General features: G+C 60.3%; 24 protein-coding genes. 12 read left to right on the top strand and 12 right to left on the bottom strand.

Annotation, left to right across the window (positions count from 1 at the left end; all coding sequences use genetic code 11):
• Positions 1 to 54: 54 nt before the first annotated feature.
• Entirely contained in the window at positions 55 to 531 is a 477-nt protein-coding gene (locus tag OO25_RS04305; protein WP_040178635.1) for a TetR/AcrR family transcriptional regulator, read from the bottom strand.
• A 135-nt stretch (positions 532 to 666) separates the two neighbouring features.
• On the opposite strand from OO25_RS04305, the gene OO25_RS04300 reads away from it, so the two are divergent.
• Positions 667 to 1347 carry a DUF1295 domain-containing protein gene (locus OO25_RS04300; protein WP_040178634.1) on the top strand — a complete coding sequence of 227 codons (681 nt, stop codon included), beginning with the start codon at positions 667 to 669 and terminating at the stop codon, positions 1345 to 1347.
• A gap of 111 nt (positions 1348 to 1458) precedes the next feature.
• On the opposite strand, the gene grxD is transcribed toward OO25_RS04300, so the two are convergent.
• The 7 genes from grxD to OO25_RS04260 all read right to left on the bottom strand — a co-directional run bounded on the left by grxD (position 1459) and on the right by OO25_RS04260 (position 7372).
• Positions 1459 to 1821: a Grx4 family monothiol glutaredoxin gene (grxD, locus tag OO25_RS04295; protein ID WP_040178633.1), complete on the bottom strand. Its 363-nt coding sequence runs from the start codon at positions 1819 to 1821 to the stop codon at positions 1459 to 1461.
• Between the two features lie 101 nt (positions 1822 to 1922).
• Positions 1923 to 2141, bottom strand: a complete 219-nt coding sequence (locus tag OO25_RS04290) for a hypothetical protein (RefSeq protein ID WP_241770490.1) — start codon at positions 2139 to 2141, stop codon at positions 1923 to 1925.
• An 18-nt stretch (positions 2142 to 2159) separates the two neighbouring features.
• Entirely contained in the window at positions 2160 to 2396 is a 237-nt protein-coding gene (locus tag OO25_RS04285) for a BolA/IbaG family iron-sulfur metabolism protein (protein ID WP_014874813.1), read from the bottom strand.
• 67 nt (positions 2397 to 2463) lie between these two features.
• Entirely contained in the window at positions 2464 to 3012 is a 549-nt protein-coding gene (locus tag OO25_RS04280; RefSeq protein WP_040169314.1) for a hypothetical protein, read from the bottom strand.
• A 97-nt stretch (positions 3013 to 3109) separates the two neighbouring features.
• Positions 3110 to 5275, bottom strand: coding sequence for a phosphoribosylformylglycinamidine synthase subunit PurL (purL, locus tag OO25_RS04275; RefSeq protein WP_040178632.1), 2166 nt, complete (start codon positions 5273 to 5275; stop codon positions 3110 to 3112).
• Between the two features lie 215 nt (positions 5276 to 5490).
• Positions 5491 to 5886 (bottom strand): hypothetical protein, encoded by a 396-nt coding sequence (locus OO25_RS04270; protein WP_027247228.1) that lies wholly within the window; start codon positions 5884 to 5886, stop codon positions 5491 to 5493.
• A 580-nt stretch (positions 5887 to 6466) separates the two neighbouring features.
• The gene (locus tag OO25_RS04260; protein ID WP_040178630.1) at positions 6467 to 7372 is read right to left on the bottom strand and encodes a LysR family transcriptional regulator; all 906 of its coding nucleotides are present in this window, start codon (positions 7370 to 7372) and stop codon (positions 6467 to 6469) included.
• A 169-nt stretch (positions 7373 to 7541) separates the two neighbouring features.
• On the opposite strand from OO25_RS04260, the gene OO25_RS04255 reads away from it, so the two are divergent.
• The 10 genes from OO25_RS04255 (at position 7542) to OO25_RS04210 (ending at position 19493) form a co-directional block, all read left to right on the top strand.
• Positions 7542 to 10961, top strand: a complete 3420-nt coding sequence (locus OO25_RS04255; RefSeq protein ID WP_040178629.1) for an indolepyruvate ferredoxin oxidoreductase family protein — start codon at positions 7542 to 7544, stop codon at positions 10959 to 10961.
• Between the two features lie 260 nt (positions 10962 to 11221).
• Positions 11222 to 12142 carry a lysophospholipid acyltransferase family protein gene (locus OO25_RS04250; protein ID WP_052465592.1) on the top strand — a complete coding sequence of 307 codons (921 nt, stop codon included), beginning with the start codon at positions 11222 to 11224 and terminating at the stop codon, positions 12140 to 12142.
• A 20-nt stretch (positions 12143 to 12162) separates the two neighbouring features.
• Positions 12163 to 12972, top strand: coding sequence for a glutamate racemase (locus OO25_RS04245; protein WP_040178628.1), 810 nt, complete (start codon positions 12163 to 12165; stop codon positions 12970 to 12972).
• Between the two features lie 125 nt (positions 12973 to 13097).
• A complete protein-coding gene (gene argC / locus OO25_RS04240) occupies positions 13098 to 14126 on the top strand; it encodes an N-acetyl-gamma-glutamyl-phosphate reductase (protein ID WP_040178627.1) in 1029 nt (342 codons plus the stop codon).
• Between the two features lie 53 nt (positions 14127 to 14179).
• The gene (gene ccmE, locus OO25_RS04235; protein WP_040178626.1) at positions 14180 to 14623 is read left to right on the top strand and encodes a cytochrome c maturation protein CcmE; all 444 of its coding nucleotides are present in this window, start codon (positions 14180 to 14182) and stop codon (positions 14621 to 14623) included.
• Between the two features lie 119 nt (positions 14624 to 14742).
• Entirely contained in the window at positions 14743 to 15354 is a 612-nt protein-coding gene (locus OO25_RS04230) for a holin-associated N-acetylmuramidase (RefSeq protein WP_040178625.1), read from the top strand.
• Positions 15345 to 15956, top strand: coding sequence for a holin family protein (locus OO25_RS04225; protein WP_040178624.1), 612 nt, complete (start codon positions 15345 to 15347; stop codon positions 15954 to 15956). The genes OO25_RS04230 and OO25_RS04225 overlap by 10 nt, the downstream gene beginning before the upstream one ends.
• Positions 15957 to 16074: 118 nt before the next feature.
• Positions 16075 to 18039: a heme lyase CcmF/NrfE family subunit gene (locus tag OO25_RS04220; protein ID WP_040178623.1), complete on the top strand. Its 1965-nt coding sequence runs from the start codon at positions 16075 to 16077 to the stop codon at positions 18037 to 18039.
• Complete coding sequence (locus OO25_RS04215) at positions 18036 to 18530, top strand: cytochrome c-type biogenesis protein (protein WP_040169292.1); 495 nt, start codon at positions 18036 to 18038, stop codon at positions 18528 to 18530. Before OO25_RS04220 ends, OO25_RS04215 begins: the two co-directional genes overlap by 4 nt.
• A 186-nt stretch (positions 18531 to 18716) precedes the next feature.
• A complete protein-coding gene (locus OO25_RS04210) occupies positions 18717 to 19493 on the top strand; it encodes an enoyl-CoA hydratase-related protein (RefSeq protein WP_040169291.1) in 777 nt (258 codons plus the stop codon).
• A gap of 147 nt (positions 19494 to 19640) precedes the next feature.
• On the opposite strand, the gene OO25_RS04205 is transcribed toward OO25_RS04210, so the two are convergent.
• The 3 genes from OO25_RS04205 to gltX form a co-directional block, all read right to left on the bottom strand.
• Entirely contained in the window at positions 19641 to 20531 is an 891-nt protein-coding gene (locus tag OO25_RS04205) for a calcium-binding protein (protein ID WP_242406982.1), read from the bottom strand.
• Between the two features lie 334 nt (positions 20532 to 20865).
• Complete coding sequence (gltA, locus tag OO25_RS04200; RefSeq protein WP_014874797.1) at positions 20866 to 22161, bottom strand: citrate synthase; 1296 nt, start codon at positions 22159 to 22161, stop codon at positions 20866 to 20868.
• Between the two features lie 126 nt (positions 22162 to 22287).
• Positions 22288 to 23688, bottom strand: a complete 1401-nt coding sequence (gltX, locus tag OO25_RS04195; RefSeq protein WP_040178621.1) for a glutamate--tRNA ligase — start codon at positions 23686 to 23688, stop codon at positions 22288 to 22290.
• A gap of 79 nt (positions 23689 to 23767) precedes the next feature.
• Between gltX and OO25_RS04190 the strand changes: the two genes are divergently transcribed.
• Entirely contained in the window at positions 23768 to 25810 is a 2043-nt protein-coding gene (locus tag OO25_RS04190) for a ComEC/Rec2 family competence protein (protein WP_040178620.1), read from the top strand.
• 409 nt (positions 25811 to 26219) lie between these two features.
• Here the strand turns inward: OO25_RS04190 and lexA are convergent, their stop codons facing one another.
• Positions 26220 to 26903 carry a transcriptional repressor LexA gene (gene lexA / locus OO25_RS04185; protein ID WP_040169283.1) on the bottom strand — a complete coding sequence of 228 codons (684 nt, stop codon included), beginning with the start codon at positions 26901 to 26903 and terminating at the stop codon, positions 26220 to 26222.
• Positions 26904 to 26989: the final 86 nt, after the last annotated feature.

The following is a 26989-nucleotide window of genomic DNA, read 5'->3' as shown; positions in this document are numbered from 1 at the left end:
ATGAAATAGTCACCGCAAGCCTCTGGGTTTGCGGTGATTTTTACATGGACGGCTTTATCGTCCAGACATGAATTCGAGCAGCAGCGTGCCGAGCAGCTGGGCAAGGGCGGTCTCTGCCGCGTCCTTTCCGACAATGTCCGCAACAGCCCGGCGATATGTCGACAATGCAAGCTGCATCGCCTCATCTGCGGCGATCTCCTCGGCGGATTTACCGCGCAAATAGTCGAAAATCAGCGCCATCTCCCGGGCAAAACCCGGCCGCAGCAGATCCGTCAGCTGTGCCAGTTTCTGCGCCTCAGTTGTATCCGGTGCGAGGGCCAGGGAGGTAAACGTGCCCATCACCTGATGCGTGCAGGCCAGAAACAGCGCCTCCTTGGTCGGGAAATAGTGATAGAGCGCGCTTTTCGACAGCCCCAGATGCGCGGCAATTTTGCGCATACTGCTACCGGCATAGCCATGGTGTGAAAAATACTCTGCCGCGCGGCGGGCAAGATCCTGGCTGTGGGCGTCGTGGTCAACAATCTTCGGCATTATTTCGTCCATATGGTCGAAATAGAATTGACAGAGCCCAGACGAACTGTCCAATAGTTTTTGCAGACCAGTTGGACGAAATAACCCGCCAGATCCGGAGTGCGGTCGCGGCGGAAATCACGAAGGGACATTCGAATGAGCAGCAACTATGGCGGTGTTGACCGCTCCCATGGGCGGTCGTTGCGCAGCAAACTGTGTTTTGCAGCCCTGCATGCGGGATCGGTGTCGGTCTGCCTCTGGCTGGCCTTTGGCGGGCTGGACTGGCCGGATCCTATGCGTGCGAAACTGCTGGCGGGAGCAGCTGCGCTGTATTTCCTGCGCCATCTGGTGACGCTGTTTGTCCTGCTCCAGCGGAAGGTCGATCTGTCTGAGGGGCTGGGGCTGGCGGCGTTTATGGCCGCTTTCGAAATTGGCTTTCTGCTGTTGGGCGCTGGGATGATCTCCGGCGCGGCGGCGCCGTTTGGTCCATGGGATATTCTGGGAGGTGTGCTATTGCTGATCGGATCTGCGGTGAACACCGGATCGGAGCTGCAGCGGCGGCAGTGGAAAAAGCAGCCAGAGAGCAAGGGGCATTGTTACACCGGTGGGCTGTTTGCCTATGCGATGCATGTGAACTACCTCGGCGACAGCATTCTGTTCACCGGATGGGCCATCCTGACAGCGTCGCTTTGGGCGGGAGTTGTGCCAATACTGATGACGGGCATGTTCATTTTCTACCATATTCCGGCGCTGGACCGGTATCTGGCGGATCGCTACGGGGCGGAGTTTCGCGCCTATGCTGCGCGGACAGCGAAATTCCTGCCTTTCGTGTATTGAGTTGGCGCAGTCGCAAAGCGCTTTCATGACGAAAAAAGCCTGCCACGCAGACCGTGGCAGGCTTTTTCATTGTGTTTCTGAGCCGAATGCGTCGGATCGGATGCTGCAGGATCAGCCGTTGGCTTCGCGGATCTTGTCAGCGGCGTCCTTGTCGAAGGTGACGCCGTTTTGTTCAAACATTCCGTCCAGCTCACCCGACAGGGTCATCTCGGTGATGATGTCGCAACCGCCCACAAACTCACCTTTGACATAAAGCTGCGGGATGGTCGGCCAGTCGGAATAATCCTTGATGCCGGCGCGCAGTTCCTCATCAGCCAGCACATTCACATCGGTGTAGTCGACGCCGATGTAATTCAGGACGCCGGCCACGCGTGAGGAGAAGCCGCACTGCGGCATATCCTTGGTGCCCTTCATGAAGAGCACGACATCGCTGGCTTTGACGGTTTCGTCGATGCGGGTTTTTACGTCGGTCATATTGCGTTTCCTTTTGGCGGATGGGCCGATGGTCCGTTGGCCGTCATATAGGCACAAAGCGGGGGATTGCCAATCGGCGCCGGGAATTTCGGGTGGCGCTGTTACTTTTTGCCCTTGGGCACAAAGAAGCGGGCATAGGCGTCCGGATCCTTGGGCACCTTCCAGGTCCGCATTGAACCGCCCCCCATGCCCGACTGATAGTCAGAGCGTAAGGTGTGGTAATCCGGATCTGTTTCATCCTCTTCAATCGGCGCGCGGCGCTGGCCAATCAGCGCGACAAGCGCGGTCATGACAACAATGCCGAGGATCAGAAGGGACATGAACAGCGACATGGCGGGTTACTCAGGTGCCTTTGTGGTCAGGGCGAGAGCGTGCAGCTCCCCATTGGCGCCATCCATCTTGCCCTTCAGCGCGGCATAGACCGCGCGCTGCTGCTGGACACGGTTCTTGCCGCGAAAGCTCTCGTCGATGACCATCGCGGACATATGCACACCATCATGGCCGCCAACCTGAATTTCCGCATCTGGAAAACTCTCGCGCAGCAGGTCTTCGATTTCTTGGGCTTGCATCGGCATTGGGGGGATGTCCTTATTTCTAGCTTATGGAAAATGTAGGGTGCTGCAGGCACCTCTGCAAGGCGGATTAGCTGCGGGGCACCACATAGGGGGCAAGGCGCGGCACGAACTCAGGAACCTGCGCCAAGGCGTCCTGCACCTCCGGTTCCTCGAAGTCCCAGATCGAGGTGCCATCGCGCACGGCAAGGGTCTCGCTCAGGCGGGTCAGCTCCGCCTGCAGCGCGTCGGGGAGTGTCAGGGCTGCGGCCTCCTGCAGGATCAGCAGCGCCTCATGGATGGGACGCAGGACACGCAAAGCATGGGTCATATGCGGCAGGAGATCAGGATCGTCGCGCCATGTCTCGCCCTGAAACAGCACTTCGGTCACCCGCTGCCCGGCGCCAGCGCAGGAATAGGCGATACAGCCGCCAAATCCACGGGTGTCCAGATCGGCATGGATGGTGCAGTTGAAACAGGAGGGCGAGAGGTTGGGGCAGGGGTGGTCCGTCTCCTTCAGGATCGCAAAATCCTCGTCTTCCTCAAACGGGTAGGCCACACAACAAAGCGCAGCGCAGCGGCTGCAATCGGCTGTCAGCGCGGGGAAGTCGATCTGTGCTGACTGGTCGGGCAGGGGCATTGGGTCACCTGAGAGAGGTCAAAAAAAGGGGTGGGATGACGCCGCCATCCCACCCGGTATTCGAGTACTGAGGACTATGCCCCAACGCTGGCTGCCCTTAGGCCACAGCAGCGGCAAAACTCGAGCGGAAGACGTCGGCCAGTTCGGCCAGAGGCGCCTCTGAGCCGCCGATCTTCACCATGTCGCCGCCGAATTTGCCGACGCTGGTAACCGTGACACCGGCCTGACCTGCGGCCATCATCAGTGCCTCGGCCTGATCGAAGTTGCAGGCCACCAGATAGCGCGCCTGATCCTCACCAAACACGGTCGGGGTGTCGCCCGCGTCGATCTGCACGCCGACACCGGCGCCTTCGGCCAGTTCAAAGGCTGCCATGGCCAGACCGCCGTCACCAAGGTCGGTACAGGCTTTGATCAGCTCGCGGTTGGCGCGGATGAATTCGCCGTTGCGCTTCTCCGCCGCCAGATCCACCGCCGGTGCATCGCCGTCCTCGCGGTTGAACACCTCGGCCAGCAGTGCCGACTGGCCAAGATGGCCAATGGTGTCACCGATCAGGAGGGCGATGTGACCGTCGCGGACTTCGCCGGTGATGGCTTCCTCGCCCGCAGCGATCAGGCCAACCGCGCCGATGGTGGGCGTGGGCAGGATGCCCTGACCGTCGGTTTCATTGTAGAGCGATACATTGCCGGACACGATCGGCATATCGAGGGCTGCAACCGCTTCGCCGATGCCTTTGATGGCGCCAACAAACTGACCCATGATTTCGGGCTTCTCAGGGTTGCCGAAGTTCAGGTTGTCGGTTGTTGCCAAGGGCGTGGCGCCGACAGCTGTCAGGTTGCGATAAGCCTCGGCCACCGCCTGTTTGCCGCCCTCGAACGGGTTTGCCATGACGTAGCGCGGGGTTACGTCGGAGGTGAAGGCCAGCTGTTTGTCGGTGCCATGCACCCGCACGATACCGGAGCCTGCGCCGGGGCGGCGGGCGGTGTCGCCCATAACCGTGGTGTCATATTGCTCATAGACCCACTGTTTGCCGGCATAGTTCGGGCTGGAGATCAGCGCCTTCAGGCCGTCAATCGGGTCAATGGTGGGCACATCCGCGTCGGTGAGCGGCTCAGGCGCGGGCGTCTCCACCCAGGGGCGGTCGTATTCCGGCGCGGTGGAGGCCAGTTTCGACAGAACCAGATCGGCCTTTACCTCACCATTGTGAAGGATCAGGAAGCGATCCTCGGCGATGGTCTCGCCGACGATGGCGAAATCGAGGTCCCATTTCTCAAACACGGCGCGGGCTTCGGCTTCCAGTTCGGGCTTCAGCACCATCAGCATGCGTTCCTGAGATTCCGACAGCATCATTTCATAGGCCGTCATGTTCTCTTCGCGCTGCGGCACGTCTTCAAGGTTCAGCTTGACGCCCAGCTTGCCCTTGTCGCCCATTTCCACGGCAGAACAGGTGAGGCCCGCGGCGCCCATGTCCTGAATTGAGATCACCGCCCCGGTCTGCATCAGCTCCAGTGTGGCTTCCATCAGGCGTTTTTCGGTGAAGGGGTCGCCAACCTGAACGGTGGGGCGCTTTTCCTCAATGGTGTCGTCGAATTCGGCGGAGGCCATGGTGGCGCCGCCAACGCCGTCACGACCAGTTTTGGCGCCAAGGTACACAACCGGCATACCGACACCGGAGGCGGCGGAGTAGAAAATGCTGTCAGTTTTGGCGAGGCCGGCCGCAAAGGCGTTCACGAGGCAGTTGCCATTGTAAGCGGGGTGGAAGCGCACTTCGCCGCCAACACAAGGTACGCCAAAGCAGTTGCCATAACCGCCGATGCCCTCAACCACACCGTTGACCAGCTGGCGGGTTTTGTGATGGGACGGCTCGCCGAAGGACAGCGCATTCATCGAGGCGATGGGCCGCGCGCCCATGGTGAAGACGTCGCGCAGAATGCCACCAACCCCGGTCGCCGCACCCTGGTAGGGCTCGATGTAGGAGGGATGGTTGTGGCTTTCCATTTTGAAGACAACGGCATCGCCGTCGCCGATATCCACAATCCCTGCGTTTTCACCGGGGCCGCAGATCACCTGCGGGCCGTCGGTCGGCAGGGTGCGGAGCCATTTTTTGGAGGATTTGTAAGAACAGTGCTCATTCCACATGGCCGAGAAAATGCCCAGCTCCGTGAATGTTGGCTCCCGCCCGATGATTTCGAGGATCAGATCGTATTCCTCGGGCTTCAACCCGTGGTTGGCAATCAGTTCAGGCGTGATGGCGGGTTCTTGCATCCGTGTAACGTCCCCAATGGCTGCGATTGCGCGCCTTTTAGGGCAAGGAGGGCCAAGGGGGAAGGAAAAAGCGCAAGGCGGCTGCTGGCGCTTTGGTGCGCTGCGTTGCTGGAGGTGGTCAGATATGGAAAAGGGCCAGAGCCGCTGTGGCTCTGACCCAAATCTGATCCCCGGCCCCGCGCGATGCGGGGGCGATCACTGTCTGACTGTGCCGCTTAGTTCAAGACGGAGCCATCAGTGAGCTTGTCGGGGTTTTCGCTGGCGTAGGTTTCCAGCATGGTCCGCAACTCACCAGTGGTCTGCCCCATGCGCAGCACGCCGTCGGTTTCCCACATGCCATCAAGGTTGAAGCGCAGGCCGCTCAGCTTGTCGGAGAAACTGTCGCGGAACTCGACCAGGATTTTGCGATCCGGACCCGGCTCGGTGCCGACCTCGACAACCTTGCCCAGGAACACGCCGTTTACGTCAACCACGGGCGCGCCCATGAATTCGATGTTTTCCTCAAGGAATGTCTCGCCCGCATCATTCGGGGTGGCGTTTTCGGTCAGCACTTCAGCGCTGGCAGCACCGGTCATGGCGATCAGGGCGGCGATAGAGGTCATGCGAAGCATTGTTGCTCTCCTTCAAGTCAGATGCGTTGGTGTCTTGTGTTCTGGCTACCCAACGGGATGTCCCTGTCAAAGGTTCCTGAATTTTTCGATATTGGGCGGATTTCTATGGGGGGATTAACCAAATTCTCATTGTTCAACCTCCTGATAGGGCTGAACAAACCTTGGTCACCATGAGGCGAGAATGGGCCTGTTGTGTGGGCAGGCCTGCAGCGGCTTTCCTGCCGATCTGGACGATATTTATACGGAGAGGGGCGATAAATCCGGCACTGGCGCTGAAATTTGCAGCAGTTCGTTGAATATCGCACTTAAGGGCCGACCAAGACGGCATGTGCCTGTTGACGGGAGTAAGGCTGGCTGTGACGTTGCCGATGTCGCCAAGGCTGCCTGGGGCATAGAGCGAGTATGGGCCAAAAAAAAGGCCGAGCACTAAGCTCGGCCGAAGTCCAACAGGGAGGTATGAAGGGCGACAGTGTCGCTTCCTTCGAGAGTTGATTTAGGGGTGCAATGCGCCCCGATCAAGGGCAATCAGACTTGGAAAATGGCAAGGCCGCCATGCATTTTTTGCATGGCTCGCCAGAAGTTATATTTTGCCCAGTTCTTTCATATGCTTGCGATGTGCAATAATCTCATTCTGGACGAAATCCCGGAATGCGGAAATCCGCCGGGAATGGCGCAATTCTTCCGGGTAGGCGAGGTAGACCGGCACGTCGCTGGTGTCCTCATCCTGCAGGACCGGCACCAGATCGGGAAAGTCCTCAGTCACGTAATCGGGCAGCACCCCGATGCCCAGATCATGAATGACGCCCTGCAACACACCAAAGTAATTGTTCACGGTCAGCAGCGATGACGGGTTATGGGTCATGAGTTTCTGTACCAGTACCGCGGCTGAGCCAACCTGAGCGGAACGGGGGTTCTGGCAGATCAGCCGGTGATCGACGATATCTTCGGCCTGGTCCGGCGCGCCGTTGCGTTCGACATAGCCGCGCGAGGCATAGAGTTTCATCTGCACGGTCATCAGCCGCTTGCGGATCAGATCGGCCTGGCTGGGTTCCTTCATGCGGATGGCCACATCAGCCTCGCGCATGGGCAGGTCCAGCACGCGCTCCTCCAGCATCAAATCAATCTTCAGATCCGGGTATTGCTCATAAAGCTTGGTCAGGCGCGGCGCCAGCCACAGGGTGCCAAAGCCGAAGGTAGTGGTGACGCGCAGCTCGCCAAAAACCTCTTCCTCGCTGTCGCGAATGCGGGCCGAGGCGGCCTCAAGCCGTTTTGACATCGACTTGGTGGCGTCAAACAGCAGCTCTCCCTGTTCGGTGAGAATCAACCCCCGCGCGTGGCGGTGAAACAGGGTTGAGCTGAGGCTCTCTTCCAATGCGCGAATCTGCCGACTGACCGCCGACTGCGACAAGTTCAGCTTGTCGCCCGCATGGGTCAGACTGCCTGCGTCCGCCACCGCGTGAAATATTCTAAGCTTATCCCAATCCATACCCGTCACTTTCGATGCCTCTGTCGTAGCCTATATGAAATGTATCGAAACTTTCAATTTGATAGGGCGGTCAGAAACATATTCCGGCAAAAAACAGTATACAGGTCAGCAATTGTGACCTAATATGACGCCAAGAAGTGCAAGCTAATCGAGGTTGGGGAGGCCCAGGATGAGCACGCAGAAAATTTCTCTGAACGACAAATTTGACCTGACAAAATCGCAGGTGATGCTGAACGGCACACAGGCGCTGGTGCGTCTTATGCTGATGCAGAAATACCGGGATAAGGCCGCGGGGCTGAATACGGCCGGTCTGGTCACTGGCTATCGCGGATCGCCCCTAGGCGCGGTTGATATTCAGATGAAGCGGGCGGAAAAGCATCTGACCGCCAGCGATGTCACCTTCCAGTATGGTTTGAACGAGGATCTGGCCGTGACCGCCCTGTGGGGTGCGCAGCAGGCTGAGGTTCGCGGCGAGGGCAAATACGACGGTGTGTTTGGCCTCTGGTACGGCAAGGGGCCGGGTGTTGATCGCTCTGGCGATGCGATCCGGCACGCCAATATGGCGGGCTCGTCCAAATATGGCGGTGTCCTGGTTGCCATGGGCGATGACCACACCGGCGAAAGCTCCACCGTGTTGCACCAGTCGGAATGGTCGCTGATGGATTGCTACCTGCCCATCGTCAGCCCCGCTGGCGTGCAGGAAATCCTGGACTACGGTGCCTATGGTCTGGCGCTCAGCCGGTTTTCCGGTTTGTGGGTCGGCCTGAAGACGATGAAAGACACGATTGAGGTCACCTCGGTCGTTGATGGCGATCCGGATCGGATGAAGCTGGTCACGCCAGAGTTTGACATGCCGGCAGATGGGCTGAACATCCGTCTGGATGATGACCGGTTCCGGCAGGAAAACCGGATCATCGACTACAAGCGATTTGCGGCGGAGGCCTTCAGCCACGCCAACAAGATGGACAAGCGCATGTGGGGCAAACCCGGTGCCAAGATCGGTTTTGTCGCGGCGGGCAAGAACTGGCTGGATCTGGTCCATGCCATGTCGCTGCTGAACATCGATGAAACCATGGCCGAACGGCTGGGCATCACCACCTATAAGGTCGGCCAGACCTGGCCGCTGGACATGAAGGGCTTCAACGACTGGGCCGAAGGGCTGGACCTGATCGTGGTGGTCGAAGAAAAGCGCAAGCTGATCGAGATCCAGATCAAGGAAGCCATTTTTGACGACCGTCAGGGCCGCCGTGTCTATGGCTGGTACAAAGGCGGCGCCGGGGCCATGCACCGCGAAGAGCTGTTCCCGACCAAATACGCGCTCGACCCGATCATGATCGCGGAGAAATTGGGTCAGATCCTGATCGAGGAGGGGCGCGAAACGGAGGCGATCCGCGCCGGGCTGACCGCGCTGGATGATGCCAAACGCGCCGACAACGCCGAAGAGATCGCCGCCCGTCTGCCCTATTTCTGCTCAGGTTGTCCGCATAACTCGTCAACCAAACTGCCAGATGGCAGCCGCGCCTATGCCGGGATCGGCTGTCACTTCATGGTGCAGTGGATGGATCGCGAGACCACCGGCTTTACCCATATGGGCGGCGAGGGTGTGAACTGGGTCGGCGAGGCGCCATTCTCCACCCGCAAGCACGTATTCCAGAACCTTGGCGATGGTACCTACAACCACTCCGGTGTGCAGGCGATCCGGGCGGCGCTGGCCGAGGGGACGAATATCACCTTCAAGATCCTCTACAATGACGCCGTTGCCATGACTGGCGGACAGGAGGCCGAGGGCGGGCTGACCGCACATCAGATCGCGCATGAGCTGACAGCGATGGGCGTGAAGACCATCGCCGTGGTCTATGACGAGAAAGAAGACGTCGACACCAAGCTGTTCCCGGCGGGCATGCGGATGCACGAGCGGGCTGAGCTGATGGTGGTGCAGAAGGAAATGGAGACAGTCGAAGGCGTTTCCGCCATCATCTATATCCAGACCTGTGCCGCTGAGAAACGTCGCCGCCGCAAGAAGGGCCAGTTCCCCGATCCCGATCAGCGCGTGTTCATCAACCCGGACGTCTGCGAGGGCTGCGGGGATTGTGGGGTGCAGTCGAACTGTGTCTCCATCGTGCCGAAGGAAACCGAGCTGGGCCGCAAGCGGGCGATTGACCAGTCCTCCTGCAACAAGGATTTCAGCTGCGTCAAAGGCTTCTGCCCGTCCTTCCTGACCATTGAAGGGGCCAAGATCCGCAAGGAACCAACCGCCGCATTGGATCTGCCGGACCTGCCCAAACCGGAACTGCCCGCGATTGACGGCACTCATAATGTGGTGATCACCGGGGTTGGTGGCACTGGCGTTGTCACCATCGGTGCGGTGCTGGCACAGGCGGCGCAGATTGATGGCAAGGGTGCTGGCATGATGGAAATGGCCGGCCTCGCCCAGAAGGGCGGCGCGGTGCATATCCACTGCCGCATTGCCAACAAGCCCGAAGACATCAGCGCCATCCGTGTGGCCACCGGCGAATGTGACGCGCTGATCGGGGGTGATCTGGTGGTGTCGGCTGGCGCAAAGACCATCGGTCTGATGAAAACCGGCAAGACCGGCGCGGTGGTGAACAGCCATGAGATCATCACCGGTGATTTCACCCGCGACACCGATTTCCAGCTGCCCACCGACCGGTTGCAGGTGGCACTTGAAGCGCGGTTGCGGGATCGGCTGGACCTGTTTGATGCCTCCGATCTGGCACGCGCCAGCATGGGAGATTCAATTTTCTCCAACATGATGATCTTTGGCGCAGCCTGGCAGCGCGGTCTGCTGCCAATCACGCTTGAGGCCATTCAGGAGGCGATCACCCTCAACGGGGCCGCGGTAGAGCGCAATTTGCGCGCCTTTGATATCGGTCGCTGGGCGGTGCTTTATCCGCAGGATGCCGCGCGCCTTGCGGAACCCAATGTTGTCGACCTGCCCAAGTCGCTGGAGGAGAAGATCGCCTTCCGCAAGGGGCATCTGACCGACTATCAGAGCCCCCGTCTGGCCAAACGCTATGGCAAGATGCTGGACGGCATTTCCGACAAGGCGCTGAAGGAAGCGGTGGCCCAGGGCTATCACAAGCTGCTGGCGTATAAGGACGAATACGAGGTTGCGCGCCTGTTGCTGTCCAGCCGGGAGAAGGCCGAGGCGGAGTTTGAGGGCGATCTGAAGATTTCCTACAACCTCGCGCCGCCGATGCTGACCGGCAAGGATCCTGACGGCCGCCCCAAGAAGCGTAAATTCGGCCCCGGTCTGGAACGTGGGCTGCGTCTGCTGGCGAAGTTCAAAGGCCTGCGCGGCACGCCGCTGGATGTGTTTGGCTACACCGCTGAACGCAAGATGGAGCGGGCGTTGATTGCGCAGTATGAGGCCGACATGAAGGAATGGCTGCCCAAGGCCAGCCCCGAAATCATGGCGCCGCTGATTGCGCTGGCGGAATTGCCGCTGGAGATCCGGGGCTTTGGTCCGGTGAAACAGGCCAACGAAGCCAAGGCGGCAAAACGCCGCGAGGAGCTGCTGGCCGCATTGCGTCATGGCGGCACCGAGTTGAAGACCGCCGCAGAGTAATCGACTGCAGCCGCCTCGGGCGCAGCCTCTAAAACACCAAAGAACGCTCCGGCTTGCCGGGGCGTTTTCTTTTTTGTCCATCGCGTAGGACCAGAAAGACACAGGATGGCGGGCGGGCTGTCGTGTGGCTGTTACCTCGGTTGTGCAAACCGGGATGCCGGCTCTATAGCCGAACGCGGCAGCAGGCTGCCCCTACGTAAGACCGCGACTGAGATCACGAGGCCCATCCCATGTTTCCCACCCGCAGCACGCATGGCAACATGAAAACCCAGCCATCCGGGACTGTCTCCCGGCGCGATGCGATGCGCAGCGCGCGCGATCTCTCCTATGCGCATTCCGCCCAGACCCGGCCCGGGCAGGCGATGATCCGGATGATGGAGAACGCCACTGGGCGTTTGCAACTGATTAGGCGCGCGGAGGGGTATGAGGCCGATGTCGCTGCCGGGCAAAGTTTCTGGAGCGTGATGCGCGCGCGTTACGGATTGCAATTGGAGGTGGTGCGCGGCACGCTCTCTCATATCCCGCAGGATCAGCCGGTGGTGGTGATTGCCAATCATCCTTATGGCATTCTCGACGGGCTGATGCTGGGGCATATCCTGTCCGAGGCGCGCGGTGACTTCCGTATTCTGGCTCATCAGGTGTTTCGCAAGGCTGATGATCTGTCCCGCGTCATCCTGCCGATTGATTTTGCCGAAACCAAAGCGGCGCTGAAAACCAATCTTGAGACGCGTAAGGCGGCTTTGGAGTATCTCGGACAAGGGGGCGCCATCGGGATTTTCCCCGGTGGCACCGTCTCCACCGCCGTGCGTCCTTTTCTGCGGCCAAAGGTGCCGCCGATGGACCCGATGTGGCGCGGCTTTACCGCGCGGATGATTGCCAAATCCCGCGCGGTTGTAGTGCCTATCTACTTTGACGGGCATACCTCCCGGCTGTTCCAGATGGCCAGCCATTTGCATCCCACATTGCGTATGGGGCTGTTAATCAAGGAGTTTCGCAAACGCGTCGATACGCCGGTGCGCGTGTCTATTGGGACTCCGATCGGACGCGATGTGCTGGACCCGCTGGCAAGTGACGCAAAAGCAATGATGGATTTCCTGCGCAAAGCCACGTATGAGCTGTCACCAACGCCACTCAAATCCTATGACTACGGGTATGAGTTTGAGGAGAAACATCGCGCCTGAGCGCACAGCGAGAGAGACAGATGGCTGTAGGTATCTTTGATTCCGGCCTTGGCGGGCTGACCGTGCTGAATGCCGTGCAGGAGCGGCTCCCGGATGTGGACTTCCTCTACTATGCGGATAGCGCGCATGCGCCTTATGGTGTGCGCGATGCCGAAGATATTTATCAGCTGACCAAAGCGGCGGTTGAGGACATGTGGTCCAAGGGCTGCAATCTTGTGGTCCTGGCCTGCAACACCGCGTCGGCGGCAGCGCTGCGGCGGATGCAGGAAGCCGGTGTCCCCGAAGGCAAGCGGGTGCTGGGCGTCTTTGTGCCGCTCATTGAGGCGCTGACAGAACGGCAATGGGGCGACAATTCCCCACCGCGCGAGGTGGAAACCAAACATGTCGCGCTTTTTGCGACCCCGGCGACCGTTGCCAGCCGGGCGTTCCAGCGTGAACTGGCATTCCGCGCCATTGGCGTCGATGTGGAGGCGCAGGCCTGTGGCGGTGTTGTGGATGCTATCGAAGATGGTGACATGATCCTCGCCGAAGCCTTGGTGCGCAGCCATGTGGATGCGCTGAAACGCAAGATGCCAGAGCCGCAGGCTGCGATCCTTGGCTGCACCCATTACCCGCTGATGGAAGAGATCTTTCAGGCCGCACTGGGCAGGGATGTGCAGGTGTTCAGTCAGGGCAGATTGGTCGCCGACAGTCTGGCGGATTACCTTGAGCGTCACCCGCAGATGATGGGGCAGGGGCAAGGGGGGTATTACACCACCGGTATGCCCGCCCGCGTCAGTGACCGCGCGACGCAGTTCTTGCGACGAGAGATGATCTTTCAGGCCGCTTAAGCGCAAACGCCCCGGAACACTGCTAAATGCTTGTTCCAGGTCAAAGTGCTCACGGCTCTGTCCCTTTATTTCTCTCCGCAGACGGCTGCGGAACCGACATATCACATCGAAAGACGAGGTCTGACATGACCCATAAAGTAGCTATTCTTGGCGCCTCCGGTTACACCGGCGCTGAACTGGTGCGGCTGATTGCCCAACACCCTACGATTGAGATCGCGGCTCTCTCCGCTGAGCGTAAGGCCGGAATGACCATGGCCGAGGTGTTCCCGCACCTGCGCCATCTGGAGCTGCCCCGGCTCTGCAAAATTGGCGAGATTGATTTCTCCGGTATCGACCTGTGTTTCTGTGCCCTGCCGCATAAGACCAGCCAGGAGGTGATCGCCGCCCTGCCGCAGGATCTGAAGATCGTCGATCTGTCTGCGGACTTCCGGCTGCGGGACCCGGCGGAATACGAGAAATGGTACGGCAACCCCCACGCGGCCCTCGCCCAACAGAAAGAGGCGGTTTATGGCCTCAGCGAGTTTTACCGCGAGGAAATCAAATCCGCGCGTCTGGTGGCAGGCACCGGTTGTAATGCCGCCACGGGCCAGTTTGCCCTGCGGCCGCTGATCGCGGCCGGGGTGATTGACCTGGATGACATCATTCTGGATTTGAAATGCGCGGTCTCTGGCGCGGGTCGGTCGCTCAAGGAGAACCTGCTGCATGCGGAGCTGAGCGAAGGCTACCATGGTTATGCCGTCGGCGGCACGCATCGGCACTTGGGTGAGTTTGATCAGGAGTTCAGCAAGATCGCAGGCCGCCCGGTCAAGGTGCAGTTTACCCCGCATCTGGTGCCCGCCAATCGCGGCATTCTGGCGACTGTCTATGTCAAAGGGGACGCGCAGGCGATCCATGACACCTTTGCCAAGGCTTATGCGGATGAGCCGTTTATTGAGCTGCTGCCCATCGGAGAAGCGCCCTCAACCCGGCATATCCGTGGCTCCAACTTCTGCCACATCGGGGTAGCGGCGGACCGGATTGAAGGCCGCACGATTGTCATCGCGGCGCTGGATAACCTGACAAAAGGTAGCAGCGGTCAGGCCTTGCAGAATGCCAACCTGATGTTAGGTGAGGAGGAGACAACCGGGCTGATGATGGCGCCGCTGTTCCCCTAACGACCCAAAGGTCTGGCGCAACATGCGCCGGACCCCCACCCAAAGAGGCCGCGATGAAGTCACTGAAAAAACAGCGCCGCATCCAGATCATCGCACTGACCACCGTGGCACTTGTGGTCGCCACGGCGCTGATTGGCTATGCCATGCGTGACGGGATCAACTTCTTCCGCTCCCCCAGCCAGGTGATCGCTGAGCCGCCAGAAGGCAGCGAGGTGTTTCGCATCGGTGGTCTGGTGGAAGAAGGCAGCATCATACGCGGTCAGGGTGAGACGCTGCGCTTTGTGGTGACAGACGGCGGCGCCTCTGTGCCGGTGACCTATACGGGCGTTCTGCCCGATCTCTTCTCCGAAAACCAAGGTATGGTCGGCACCGGTCGCTACATCAACGGCACCTTTGAAGCGTCTGAAATTCTTGCCAAACATGATGAAACCTACATGCCGAAAGAAGTGATGGACGCGCTGAAAGAGCAGGGCGTCTATCAGGAGCCGGAAACCTAAATTCCCTCTGCCCGAGGGCGCATCTCAAGGGTGTTGCGCCCTCAGCGCGCGCTCAGGTCCGGGTGCGCTCATTTTTGACTGTCATGCTGGTGTCCCACTCCAATTGAAGGGACTGACCCATGCAAGACATCAAAGCCATCGCTCAGGAAATCGTTGCCCGCGAAGGCGGCTATGTTGACGACTCGGATGATCCGGGTGGGGCTACCAAACATGGCGTGACATTGGGTACGCTACAGCGTCTTGGCATGGATTTGACGCGCGATGGCCGTATCGACAAGGCTGATGTGGCCGCCGTCAGCCAGGTGCAGGCGGTGGACCTTTATATCCGGCACTATTTCAACAAACCGCGCATCGCAGCCCTGCCGGAGATGCTGCATCCTTCGGTCTTTGACATGTATGTCAACGCCGGGGCCAATGCGGTGCGGATCCTGCAACGACTGCTGGTGCAGATGGGATATGAGCTGGCAGTGGATGGGCGGATTGGTCCCAAAACCGCCGGGGCCGCCCGCGCCGCGGCCAAGATTGGCCGGGTGGCGCTGCGTGATGCCTATGGCGTGGCCCGTCGCAACTATTACTTCCGCATCGCCGATCGCCGCCCTGCCAGCCGCAAATACGCCCGCACTCGCAAGGGTGGCAAAGGGGGCTGGATCCTGCGGGCCGAAAGCTTCATCTCGCCGCAATACCACTTGAGTGAGGCCGAATTTCAGGCGCGGGTGGCGGCATGGGGCTGATTGCGGATGTGTTGCGGGGCCTGTTCGGGCGGGAGCGCAATGTGGTTGCCGAAACGCTGGAGGTGTTTCGCGAAAACGCGGAAGCCGGCGCGGTAAGGGATCACACCGGCCGGGCCGATGCGCTGGCGCAATTCGCAGCGGAATTCGCCCGCAGTCAGGCCGGGCACGGCCCCGTTAGTCGGTTTGATCGCTGGATGGATGGCGTGAACCGCCTGCCACGGCCCTTGCTGGCGCTGTCGACGCTGGCGCTGCTTGGCTCAGCCATGGTGGACCCGTTGTGGTTCGCCGCCCGCATGCAGGGGCTGGCACTGGTGCCGGAACCGCTCTGGTGGCTACTTGGGGTGATTGTCTCGTTTTATTTCGGCGCGCGTCAGCAGTTGAAAAGCCAAGGCTTCCAGCGTGAGATTGCCGCCAGCCTGGCACAGGCCCCCGCGGTGGCGGCAAATGTGTCCCGGATCAATGAATTGCGGGCGTCCGAGCCTGCGGCCCCCGCGATGTCTGATCCTTCCGAAAGGGACGATCACCACGGTGTAAATGAAAGTAAAGAAACGGAAAATCCAGCGTTGTCTGAATGGATAGAACTATCCAAGGCAGCCAAATGAAGGATGGGCGCGGGTTGCCTTCAGGCGCATGCGGGCAGGGGCACGGGCGGGAACACTGCGGCGTGAGGACGCGCCGATTGCGATTGGCGGCCTTGCCGGATCGCCCTATAGATAGGCTATGATTACAGAACTCGGTCACTTCGCCCTTATCCTCGCTTTTGTGATTGCCATCGTACAGATGGTGGTGCCGCTGGTTGGCGCCCATTTCCGATGGCCCGGCTGGATGTCGGTTGCGGAACCTGCGGCACAGGCGCAGTTCTTCTTCACAGGCTTTGCCTTTTTGGCGCTGATGTGGGCGTTCATCACCTCCGACTTCTCGCTGCGGCTGGTTGCGCTCAACAGTCATTCCGCCAAGCCGATGCTGTATAAAATCTCTGGCACCTGGGGCAACCATGAAGGCTCAATGTTGCTGTGGGTGCTGATTGTCAGCCTGTTCGGGGCGGTGGCCTCGGTATATGGAAACGGCCTGCCGCCAACGCTAAAGGCGCGGGTGCTGGCGGTTCAGGCAGCGATTGGTGTCGCGTTCTTTGCTTTCATTCTGTTTACCTCCAACCCGTTTCTGCGCCTTGCAGTGCCGCCGTTTGACGGGCAGGGGCTGAACCCGTTGTTGCAGGATCCGGGCCTCGCCTTTCATCCGCCGTTCCTCTACCTCGGCTATGTCGGGTTGAGCATGGCGTTTTCCTTTGCGGTGGCGGCCCTAATTGAAGGCCGTGTCGATGCGGCCTGGGGGCGCTGGGTGCGGCCCTGGACGCTGGCGGCCTGGATCTTCCTCACCATCGGCATCGCGCTGGGGTCCTGGTGGGCCTACTACGAGTTGGGCTGGGGCGGATTCTGGTTCTGGGATCCGGTTGAGAACGCGTCCTTCATGCCCTGGTTGCTGGCGGCGGCGCTGCTGCATTCCGCCATTGTGGTTGAGAAACGCGAGGCGTTGAAAAGCTGGACCATCCTGCTGGCGATCCTGGCCTTTGGCTTCTCCCTGATCGGTACCTTTATCGTGCGTTCGGGGCTGCTGACCTCGGTCCATGCCTTTGCCAGCGACCCGGAACGGGGCGTGTTTATCCTGTATATTCTGGCGTTTTTCACCGGTGGTGCGCTGCTGCTGTTTGCGCTGCGCGCACAGGCGATGCAGGCCAAAGGCGTCTTTGGTCTGGTGAGCCGCGAAACCGCGCTGGTGGCCAATAATATCCTTCTGGCGGTGAGCTGTTTTGTGGTCTTCTTCGGCACGCTCTGGCCGGTGGTGGCGGAGATGGCCTTTGACCGCAAGCTGAGCGTCGGTCCGCCGTTCTTCAATGCGGCCTTCACCCCCTTCATGGTGGTGCTGGGTGCGATCCTGCCGGTGGGCGCGATGCTGCCGTGGAAACGCGGTCTTTTGGGGCGCACGGCCTGGCGCCTGCGCTTTGTTTTTGCGCTGGCTGTTGCACTTGGCGTGCTGGCCTGGGCGATGCAGACCGGTCGCTCCGGGCTGGGGCCGATTGGGCTGTTTATCGGTGTCTGGGTGGTTGTTGGCGCTTTTGCGGATCTTTGGCTGCGGGGCAGTGCGACCGGGCGTTGGCAGCGTCTGTTGCGCCTGCCGCGTGCCGACTGGGGCAAGGCGCTGGCCCATGCGGGTCTGGGCGTCACGATCTTTGCCATCGCCGGGCTGACCGCCTGGCAGGATGAGGATATTCGGATTGCCGAGGTGAACCGGCCCTTCAACGTCGGGGCCTATACGCTGGAATTGCAGAATGTGCGCCGTGTTCAAGGGCCCAACTACCTCAGCACGATGGCAGATATCGAAGTGACCCGTGCTGGTCGGTTTGTGGCGCTGCTGAACCCGGAAAAGCGGGACTACCCGGTCTCGCGCATGCCCACCACCGAAGCCGCAATCGACTACCGGTTCCTGCGCGATCTTTATGTGGTGATCGGCGACCAGCAGGCCAATGGCGGCTGGACGGTGCGGACCTATATCAAACCATTGGCCAACTGGATCTGGGGCGGCTGCCTTCTCATGTCGCTTGGTGGCCTGCTGAGCCTGACAGATCGGCGGTTCCGCGTTGCGGCCGGCGCGCGCCGTCGCCCGCGTGAAGGAGTGCCAGCGGAATGAGACATGCGTTTCTTGCCCGGCTGTTGCTGTCGTTGACGCTGCTGGCCCCGATGGTGGTGACCAGCACCCCGGCGCTGGCGGTTGAACCCGACGAAATTCTGGAAGATCCGGTGCTGGAAGGCCGCGCGCGTGAGCTGTCCAAGGACCTGCGCTGTCTGGTGTGTCGCAACGAGAATATCGACGAAAGCAACGCCGATCTGGCCCGTGATCTGCGCCTTCTGGTGCGCGAACGCCTGGTTGCAGGCGACAGCAATGATGAGGCGATGGATTTCATCGTGGAGCGTTACGGCGAATATGTTCTGCTCAGCCCCCGGGCAAGTGGCGCAAACTGGCTGCTCTATGCGGCTGGTCCCCTGATGCTGGTGCTGGCGCTGATACTGGCCGGGGGTTATATCCGCACCCGCAGCCGCACCCCAAGCGCGGAGGATCCCGGCGCAGAGGGGCTCAGCGCGCAGGAGCGGGCACAACTGGATCGTATTCTGAAAGACTGACCGTTCGATATCGGTGGTTTTCGATGCCACGTACCGCGGATCGCTTGGGCCACAACCCTTCCGGCACCTGGCGACAGGGGCGCACCGTTTGGGTGGTTTTGCCGCGCGAGGTTACGCGGCGTTTGCCTTTTCCTGCGGGCTTGCATAGGCAAGTCTGCGAAAAACCTTTAACCACGAGGCCCTTTGATGGATTACCAGGAAATTCTGTTCTCGCTGGAAGACGGCTTGGCCGTTGTGACGCTGAACCGCCCCGCCAAGATGAACGCCTTGACCGGTCTGACGCGGGCGGAAATCACCCATGCGATGCAGCGTGCCGGAAAAGAGGCCCGTGCCGTGGTGCTGACCGGCTCCGGCGTGTCGTTCTGTTCGGGTCAGGATCTGTCCGATGCGGCAAGCCAGGGCAAGCTGGATCTGGAGCGCACCCTGCGCGATGAATACACCCCGATGCTGGAGGCGATCTACAACTGCCCGGTGCCGACCATCGCTGCGGTCAATGGCCCAGCGGCGGGCGCGGGCGCCAATCTGGCGCTGGCCGCAGATGTGGTGATCGCAACAGAAAGCGCCTATTTCATGCAGGCCTTTGCCCGCATTGGCCTGATGCCCGATGCCGGTGGCACCTGGTTCATGCCGCGCCAGATGGGCATGGCAAAGGCGATGGGGGCTGCGCTGTTTGCCGATAAGATCACTGCCAAACAGGCGAGCGACTGGGGCATGATCTGGGAGGCCATTCCGGATGCCGAATTCGACGCCCATTGGCGCGCCCGTGCGGCCTATCTGGCCTCTGGTCCGACCCGTGCCTTTGGCGCGATCAAGACGGCAATCCGCGATGGCTATGGCAACAGCCTGCCGGAGCAACTGTCCGAAGAGGCGCATCTGCAAGGTCAATGTGGCAAGACCCGCGATTTCATGGAAGGGGTTACCGCCTTCATGGAAAAACGTCCGGCGAAATTCGAAGGTCGCTGAGGCGCTACGATCCGCGTCTGACTCTCGAACAGTACAAATGAAAAAACCCGCCCTTCCGCAATGCGGTAGGGCGGGTTTTTTGCTGCGTTCGTGCGGGCTCTGCCGGGGCGGGCCAGATCAATTGACCCACCGCAGCGGAGCTATTTATCAACCACTGCGGGCGACCAGCGCAACATGCTCGGCCAGGTTGAAGGTGGTACCGGCATTGATCAGACGCACCACTTCTTCGCCATTGGCCACCAGGAAGGCATCGGTGCCGCCATCGTCATTGGCGCGGGTGACCACGTCCAGCTCCGGCTCTTCCTCGTCTTCATCGTAGTAGTAAATCACGCGGTCATCATCGGCGGTGAAATCGGTGATGGTGGCCTGCTCATCCTCGCTCAGCCAGGCGCCGGTCTCAAAGCTGTCGCTGCCATTGCCACCGGTCACCGTGTCGTTGAGACCAAAGAGCACCGAGTCATCGCCTGCTCCTGCATTGATGGTGTCGCCTTCGCCATCCTGATCCGCGGTGTAGTCGACGTTCAGCAGCGCATTAACCTCTGCTTCGGAGGTGGGTGTCGCACGGCCTTGAACGATGTCCTCATACGCGCCCTCATCCAGGATTCCGGCGGCGATAATAATGTCATCGCCCTGGCCCCCGACGAGGTGATCCGCACCGCGGGTATCGATCAGGGTGTCGTCCCCTGCGTTGCCGCGCATGAAGTCATCGCCGTTACCGCCTACCAGAGTGTCTTCGCCGTCGCCACCGAAGATATTGTCGGCCGCTGATCCACCATCCAGCGTATCATCGCCGGCGCCACCTTCGATGGTGTCAGGACCACCACGGGCGTCGATATTGTCGTCCCCAGCGCCGCCAAGCAGGTTTTCGCTGCCGGTTGTGCCAAACAGCAGATCCGCGCCGTCAGTGCCTTCGACAACGGTTTCATTGTTGTCTTCGTTACCGCTTTCGTTGGCGCCAGACTCGGCGCTATCGGAATCATCGGAGTCATTGATGATCACGCCGGCCAGCAGGCCAACCCCAAGCAATGTCATGAGCATAACCACGGTGCGTCTCCCGTTAAGGTTTAATTAGCAATTAGCGACATGCCTATTCAGGAGGTAGAATTCCGTCAATCGAAACCCGCCGTAATTGAGTAAAATGCGATCAAACAGGTTAACCAGGTTTCCGAATTGGAAACATCGACTGCCTATCCTTTTGATTGTCGCACTCACCGAAAGACGTAGTCCTGCAATCAAAAGATGTATCGCTGATAGGGGCGCGCAGATCTGTCGCGCCCTCATCGTATCGGCTGAGGTCACGAAAAAACCCTGCCTCCGAAAAGGCAGGGTTTGCAGTTTTCTATCGCCGATGATGCGATGACGCAGCCTGCGTTTAGCGGCTTTCGATATCGATGTAGTCGCGGGCGGTTTCGCCGAGATAGAGCTGACGCGGGCGACCGATTTTGTTCTGTGGATCCGCGATCATTTCCTTCCACTGCGAAATCCAGCCGACGGTGCGCGACAGCGCGAAGATCGGTGTGAACATCGAGGTCGGGAAGCCCATCGCCTCAAGGATGATGCCGGAGTAGAAATCCACGTTCGGGAACAGTTTCTTCTCGATGAAGTATTCATCGTTGAGCGCGGTCCGCTCCAGTTCCTTAGCGACCTGCAGGAGCGGGTTGTTTTCAACACCCAAAAGCTCCAGCACCTCGTCGGCGGATTGCTTCAGCACCTTGGCGCGCGGATCGGTGTTCTTGTAGACCCGGTGGCCAAAGCCCATCAGACGGAACGGATCGTTCTTGTCCTTGGCGCGTTCGATGAACTCAGGGATGCGGTCGACGGAACCGATTTCCTTGAGCATCTCCAGACAAGCCTGGTTGGCACCACCATGGGCCGGCCCCCAGAGACAAGCGATGCCCGCCGCAATACAGGCGAACGGGTTGGCACCGGATGAGGACGCCAGACGCACGGTGGAGGTTGAGGCGTTCTGTTCGTGATCGGCATGCAGGATGAAGATCCGGTCCATCGCACGGGCAAGGATCGGGTCGACATGGTATTCTTCTGCCGGAACGGAGAAACACATGTGCAGGAAGTTCGCCGCGTAATCCAGATCGTTGCGCGGATACACAAAAGGCTGGCCGATCGAATACTTATAGGCCATCGCAGCGATGGTGGGCAGTTTTGCGATCAAACGGATCGCGGCCACTTCCCGCTGCCAGGGATCATTGATGTCGGTGGAATCGTGGTAGAAGGCCGACATGGCGCCGACCACACCCACAAGGGTCGCCATCGGGTGCGCATCCCGGCGGAAGCCGCGGAAGAAGTTGTGCATCTGCTCGTGCACCATGGTGTGACGGGTCACGCGGGTCTCGAAATCTTCCAGCTGAGCCGCGGTCGGCAGTTCACCATAAAGCAGCAGATAGCAGACTTCTAGGTGGTGCGATTTGGATGCCAGCTGGTCAATCGGGTAGCCGCGGTGCAGCAGTTCGCCCTTGCCACCGTCGATATAGGTGATGGTGCTGTCGCAGCTCGCAGTGGAGGTAAAGCCGGGATCATAGGTAAACACACCGGCCTGGCCATAGAGCTTGCGGATATCCAGAACATCGGGCCCGGTCGTCGGCGAGAAAATGGGAAGCTCGTAAGTTTCGCCATTCAGGCTGAGCTGGGCGGTTTTTTTTGTATCGGTCATAGATGTCCCTTCCTGATACAGGCACGAAAGCGGGGGAGGCCCCCGCCTTGTGCAGGCAGCACCTGCACGGCAATCGCGCAGGTGAGGTCATAGCGGTACCGACTTACCCAGCGGTTAACGACAGGGTCAGCCAGCAACGTCGGAGAGTCGGGCCAGTGTTTCGTCCCGGCCCAGAATCAGCATCATGTCGAAAACTGAAGGGGTTACCGCACGACCAGCCAGCGCCGCCCGCAAGGGACCCGCCAGTTTGCCGAACTTGGTATCCTGTGCTTCTGCAAATGCGTTCAGAAGCGCCTCCAGATCGTCTCGGGACCAGCTAGCATTTTGCAGCTGCGGCGTCAATTCACCCAGTATACCGTCGGATACAGATACAAGGGCCTTAGCGGCCTTCTGATCGGGTTCAATCGGCCGCGAGGTCAGAATAAAATGAGCTTTTTCAAGCAGCTCTGGGAATGTCTTGGCGCGGTCCTTGAGGCAATACATCGCACGTTCAAGATCGTTTGACTGAACGTCATTTAACTGTGGCTTGTCAGCTGCCGCCAGATAGGCCTGAAGCTCATTCCGCAGTGCAGCATCATCGCTGATGGCGATATGCTGACCGCAAAGGTTTTCCAGCTTCTTGGTATCAAACCGCGCCGGGCTTTTGCCGATGCCGTCAAGGTCGAACCAATCGCGCGCCTGCGCATCGGTAAAGAACTCATCATCGCCATGGCTCCAGCCCAGACGGGCCAGGTAGTTGCGCATGCCCGCAGCCGGATAGCCCATCGCCTGATATTCCTGCGCGCCCAAGGCACCATGGCGTTTGGAGAGTTTTTTGCCATCGGGGCCGTGGATCAGCGGGATATGCGCCCAGACCGGCACATCCCAGCCCATCGCCTCGTAGATCATCATCTGACGCGCGGCGTTATTGAGGTGGTCATCGCCTCGGATCACATGAGTCACGCCCATATCGTGATCGTCCACCACAACGGCCAGCATATAAACAGGGGTCCCGTCTGAACGCAGCAGGATCATATCATCGAGCTGGTCATTCTTGATCGTAACATCGCCCTGAACCTCATCGCGGATCACTGTGGTGCCGTCCTGCGGAGCCTTGATGCGGATCACGTAAGGCGCGTCCGGATGATCGGCCTCTGCCGCATCGCGCCAGGGCGAACGGTAGAGAGTCGATTTCCCCTCGGCTTTTGCCTGATCGCGGAAGGCCGCGATTTCTTCTTGTGTGGCGAAGCACTTATAAGCCTTGCCTTCCGCAAGCAGCTCACGGGCGACAGCGGCGTGACGTTCGGCGCCTTCGAACTGGCTGACCACCTCGCCGTCGTGATCAAGGCCGAGCCAGGCCATGCCCTGCAGGATTGCGGCCGTCGCCTCGGGATTGGAGCGCTCGCGGTCGGTGTCCTCGATCCGCAACAGGAACTTGCCGCCGCGGCCACGGGCATAAAGCCAGTTGAACAGCGCGGTGCGGGCGCCGCCGATATGCAGATAGCCTGTGGGCGAGGGGGCGAAACGGGTGACGACCGGTTTGGACATGGGGGTGATTTACCTTTTGGAAACCATGGAAGGGCTAGTTTTGTCGCCTGTCTACCGAGCCAGAAGGCAAGGAGCAAGCATGCGCGCCCTGGGCGTCCTTGATGGTCTGCTGCAATCCCAACGCGGGGATCTCTTTCCCTGGGTGCCGGTCTTGTTCGGGATTGGCATTGGTCTGTTTTTCTCACTCAGGGTTGAGCCGGGGCTGGCGCATTATCTTTGGGGCGCCGGGATGGGCTGCGCCGCGCTGGCGATGCTGTGGCGCGGCGACCGCCAGGATGCTGTGGTCTTTCTGGGCTGGATACTGCTGCTGGTCGCCCTCGGGTTTGCCACCGCCGGGTTGCGCGCCTATGCGGTTGAAGCGCCTGTGCTTCAGTACCGCAGCTATGGCGCGGTGGAGGGGCGGGTGATTGCCATCGACCGCTCTGCCCGTGACCGGCTGCGGATCACGCTGGACCAGCCTTATCTCGACCGCATCTCGCCAGATCAGACCCCTGCACGGGTGCGGCTGTCGTTGCCGGACGGGGCGCGGGTGCCGCGCATCGGCGACCGGGTGATGACCACGGCCCATCTGATGCCGCCACAGGGTCCGGTTGAACCGCATGGGTTTGATTTCCGGCGACATGCCTGGTTTCAACAGCTTGGCGCGGTGGGCTACACCCGTGTGCCGGTGCTGATCGTGAGCCACGGCCCGCGTGATCTGCCGGTTGAGCAGTTGCGCCAGCGGCTCTCCACCGGCATCCGTTCGCAGATGCCGGTGGCGACCGGCGGCTTTGCCTCGGCCATAACCACGGGCGATCGTTCGGCGATCCCCCGCGCGGCGCTGGAGGCGTTGCGGGCCAGTAACCTAGCTCATTTGTTGGCAATTTCCGGGCTGCATATGGGACTGCTGGCTGGTGTTGTCTTTGGCGGGCTGCGGCTGTTGTTGGCGCTTGCGCCAGCCATTGCGCAGCGTCTCGACACCAAAAAAGTGGCGGCGGTTGGCGCCTTGCTTACGGCCAGCGCCTATCTGTTGCTGTCTGGGATGCAGGTGGCCAGCACGCGGGCCTATATCATGGTGGCCATGATGTTGGTGGCGGTGCTGCTGGACCGGCGGGCGCTGTCGCTTCGCGCGGTGGCGCTGGCAGCAATGGTGATCCTGCTCATGCGTCCGGAAAGCCTGCTCAGCTCCGGATTTCAGATGAGTTTTGCAGCCACAACCGCCTTGATCGTGATCTTTGGCGGCCTGCGAGACCGGCTGACCCCGCGTAGTCCGCGCTGGCTGCGGATGGCGGCGGGTATTGTGCTGTCCTCGCTGATTGCGGGACTTGCAACCGCGCCATTTGGGGCCGCGCATTTCAACATGATTTCGCATTACGGGTTGTTGGCCAATGTCCTGGCGGTGCCGGTGATGGGGGCGCTGGTGGTGCCGGCTGCAGTTCTGGCGCTTTGCCTCGCGCCAGTGGGGGCATCATGGATTGGCCTTGCGTTGATGGATCTGGGGATCAGCTGGATCCTGTTTGTTGCCAATTGGGTTGCCGCTCTTGACGGCGCGCAGGGGGCGGTGACGATGCCGCCAGCATCGGTGCTGCCACTGGTGGCTTTTGGGGGGCTGTTGCTTGGCCTTTGGCGGGGGCGGTTGCGCCTTCTTGGTGTGCCGGTGCTGATTGGGGGGGGGATGATCTGGTATGGCAGCCCGCGCCCTGAGGTTCTGGTGGCGCCCAATGGCGGCATCGTCGGGGTCCTGACGGCGGAGGGCCGGGCCCTGTCGCGTGCAAAGGGGCATGGCTATGCGGCGGAACGTTGGACGGAAAATGACGGACGTTTGCAGACACAGGAGGAGGGCGCGGAATTGTGGCCGCTAATTGCCGGGTCAGAGGCGCCCGGTAAATCGGTCACCGCATATCTGGCGGCGACGGATCAACGGCTGACCCATGTGATCGGCAAGGCAGCGGCCGAGGCAATAACCGAATGTACAGCCGGTGAGGTGATCATCAGCGCCAAATCAGTGGCGCCGATCGGGGACTGTCTGGTGTTTGACGCAGATGCGCTGAATCGTCTGGGCAGCGTTCAGATGGATGCGGAGGGGCGCTGGATTTCGGTGCGAGATGTGGTGGGCACGCGTCTGTGGAGCCGCGATCCGTAGACATCACGATCAAGTCCATAACAACAATCCAATGATGTTTGGTGCTGACACTGACCGATGTTAACCATGATTTTGGTCGGTGATCATCCGGGCCTTGGCTCACTCAGCCTGCCGCTGACAGGGCGGCAACTACAGGATTGGTGTTTTAGACTGCACTCGCGTGGTGTCAGGATTCAGCGTCTGGCCAGTCTATGCTCGCTCAGCACCTAGGGCGCCAAGCGACGCAGACCAACCACAAGTGAGAGAGCGGCCAAAACAAAGGCTGCGTCTCGTTAGGCCTATGTCGCGTGACCTCATATCGTAGTGCCCCTCGCACACTGTTCGTCACGCAGGGCTCTTAACCTCATCAATGTGCCTGTCCCAAGATGCCGCACTTCCGCCTAGGACACGGGGGGGGGCGTGATGTCGATCAGTAGGTGCGGATGAGGCCGACGAGGCGGCCTTGCACCTTTACCTGATCCTGCGGGTAGCGGCGGGTTTCATAGGCAGGGTTGGCGGCCTCCAGCGCGATGGTGCTGCCCTTGCGATAGATGCGTTTCAGCGTGGCTTCTTGCCCCTCTACCAGGGCCACCACCACGTCGCCATTGTCTGCCACCGCCGTTTCCCGGATCACGACGATATCACCATCGTTGATCCCAGCCTCGATCATGGAGTCGCCGCGCACCTCCAATGCAAAATGCTGCCCTTGCGCCGAGAGCATGGAGGCGGGAACAGCGACCTGATGAGAGACCTGATTGATGGCCTCAATCGGAACACCGGCAGCGATGCGTCCCATCACCGGCAGTTCCATCGCGGCGATCATCGCAGGCGCCGATACCTGATTTGCAGGGCTCGGGGCAGGAGGTGCCACCTCCGCCGTCTGAGCGGTTTTGCCAAGGCTGTCCGGCAGGCGAATAATCTCAATCGCGCGGGCCCGATGGGCGAGACGGCGAATGAAGCCGCGCTCCTCCAGCGCGGTGATCAGCCGGTGGATGCCGGATTTGGACCGCAAATCCAGCGCCACCTTCATCTCATCAAAGCTGGGCGGGACGCCATCCTTCTGCAGGCGTGTGTGGATGAAATCCAGCAAATCCAATTGCTTCTTCGTCAGCATGACATCCCTCTCAACCGCTCGATGTTTCTCTTTGTTCTACGCATGTTCCCGTTTTGTGTCAACGGGTCCTTGCGTAAAACCTGTCA

This window comes from Phaeobacter sp. S60, assembly GCF_000826845.1.
Classification (GTDB): domain Bacteria; phylum Pseudomonadota; class Alphaproteobacteria; order Rhodobacterales; family Rhodobacteraceae; genus Phaeobacter; species Phaeobacter piscinae.
The sequence above is the reverse complement of the archived record's forward strand: the minus strand, read 5'-3'. Positions and strand labels throughout refer to the sequence as shown.

Bases quoted from the DNA above. Each gene is read 5' to 3' on its own strand.
- OO25_RS04305 (WP_040178635.1), bottom strand. From the start codon at position 531: ATGCCGAAGATTGTTGACCACGACGCCCACAGCCAGGATCTTGCCCGC.
- OO25_RS04300 (WP_040178634.1), top strand. From the start codon at position 667: ATGAGCAGCAACTATGGCGGTGTTGACCGCTCCCATGGGCGGTCGTTG.
- grxD (WP_040178633.1), bottom strand. From the start codon at position 1,821: ATGACCGACGTAAAAACCCGCATCGACGAAACCGTCAAAGCCAGCGAT.
- OO25_RS04290 (WP_241770490.1), bottom strand. From the start codon at position 2,141: ATGTCCCTTCTGATCCTCGGCATTGTTGTCATGACCGCGCTTGTCGCG.
- OO25_RS04285 (WP_014874813.1), bottom strand. From the start codon at position 2,396: ATGCCGATGCAAGCCCAAGAAATCGAAGACCTGCTGCGCGAGAGTTTT.
- OO25_RS04280 (WP_040169314.1), bottom strand. From the start codon at position 3,012: ATGCCCCTGCCCGACCAGTCAGCACAGATCGACTTCCCCGCGCTGACA.
- purL (WP_040178632.1), bottom strand. From the start codon at position 5,275: ATGCAAGAACCCGCCATCACGCCTGAACTGATTGCCAACCACGGGTTG.
- OO25_RS04270 (WP_027247228.1), bottom strand. From the start codon at position 5,886: ATGCTTCGCATGACCTCTATCGCCGCCCTGATCGCCATGACCGGTGCT.
- OO25_RS04260 (WP_040178630.1), bottom strand. From the start codon at position 7,372: ATGGATTGGGATAAGCTTAGAATATTTCACGCGGTGGCGGACGCAGGC.
- OO25_RS04255 (WP_040178629.1), top strand. From the start codon at position 7,542: ATGAGCACGCAGAAAATTTCTCTGAACGACAAATTTGACCTGACAAAA.
- OO25_RS04250 (WP_052465592.1), top strand. From the start codon at position 11,222: ATGAAAACCCAGCCATCCGGGACTGTCTCCCGGCGCGATGCGATGCGC.
- OO25_RS04245 (WP_040178628.1), top strand. From the start codon at position 12,163: ATGGCTGTAGGTATCTTTGATTCCGGCCTTGGCGGGCTGACCGTGCTG.
- argC (WP_040178627.1), top strand. From the start codon at position 13,098: ATGACCCATAAAGTAGCTATTCTTGGCGCCTCCGGTTACACCGGCGCT.
- ccmE (WP_040178626.1), top strand. From the start codon at position 14,180: ATGAAGTCACTGAAAAAACAGCGCCGCATCCAGATCATCGCACTGACC.
- OO25_RS04230 (WP_040178625.1), top strand. From the start codon at position 14,743: ATGCAAGACATCAAAGCCATCGCTCAGGAAATCGTTGCCCGCGAAGGC.
- OO25_RS04225 (WP_040178624.1), top strand. From the start codon at position 15,345: ATGGGGCTGATTGCGGATGTGTTGCGGGGCCTGTTCGGGCGGGAGCGC.
- OO25_RS04220 (WP_040178623.1), top strand. From the start codon at position 16,075: ATGATTACAGAACTCGGTCACTTCGCCCTTATCCTCGCTTTTGTGATT.
- OO25_RS04215 (WP_040169292.1), top strand. From the start codon at position 18,036: ATGAGACATGCGTTTCTTGCCCGGCTGTTGCTGTCGTTGACGCTGCTG.
- OO25_RS04210 (WP_040169291.1), top strand. From the start codon at position 18,717: ATGGATTACCAGGAAATTCTGTTCTCGCTGGAAGACGGCTTGGCCGTT.
- OO25_RS04205 (WP_242406982.1), bottom strand. From the start codon at position 20,531: ATGCTCATGACATTGCTTGGGGTTGGCCTGCTGGCCGGCGTGATCATC.
- gltA (WP_014874797.1), bottom strand. From the start codon at position 22,161: ATGACCGATACAAAAAAAACCGCCCAGCTCAGCCTGAATGGCGAAACT.
- gltX (WP_040178621.1), bottom strand. From the start codon at position 23,688: ATGTCCAAACCGGTCGTCACCCGTTTCGCCCCCTCGCCCACAGGCTAT.
- OO25_RS04190 (WP_040178620.1), top strand. From the start codon at position 23,768: ATGCGCGCCCTGGGCGTCCTTGATGGTCTGCTGCAATCCCAACGCGGG.
- lexA (WP_040169283.1), bottom strand. From the start codon at position 26,903: ATGCTGACGAAGAAGCAATTGGATTTGCTGGATTTCATCCACACACGC.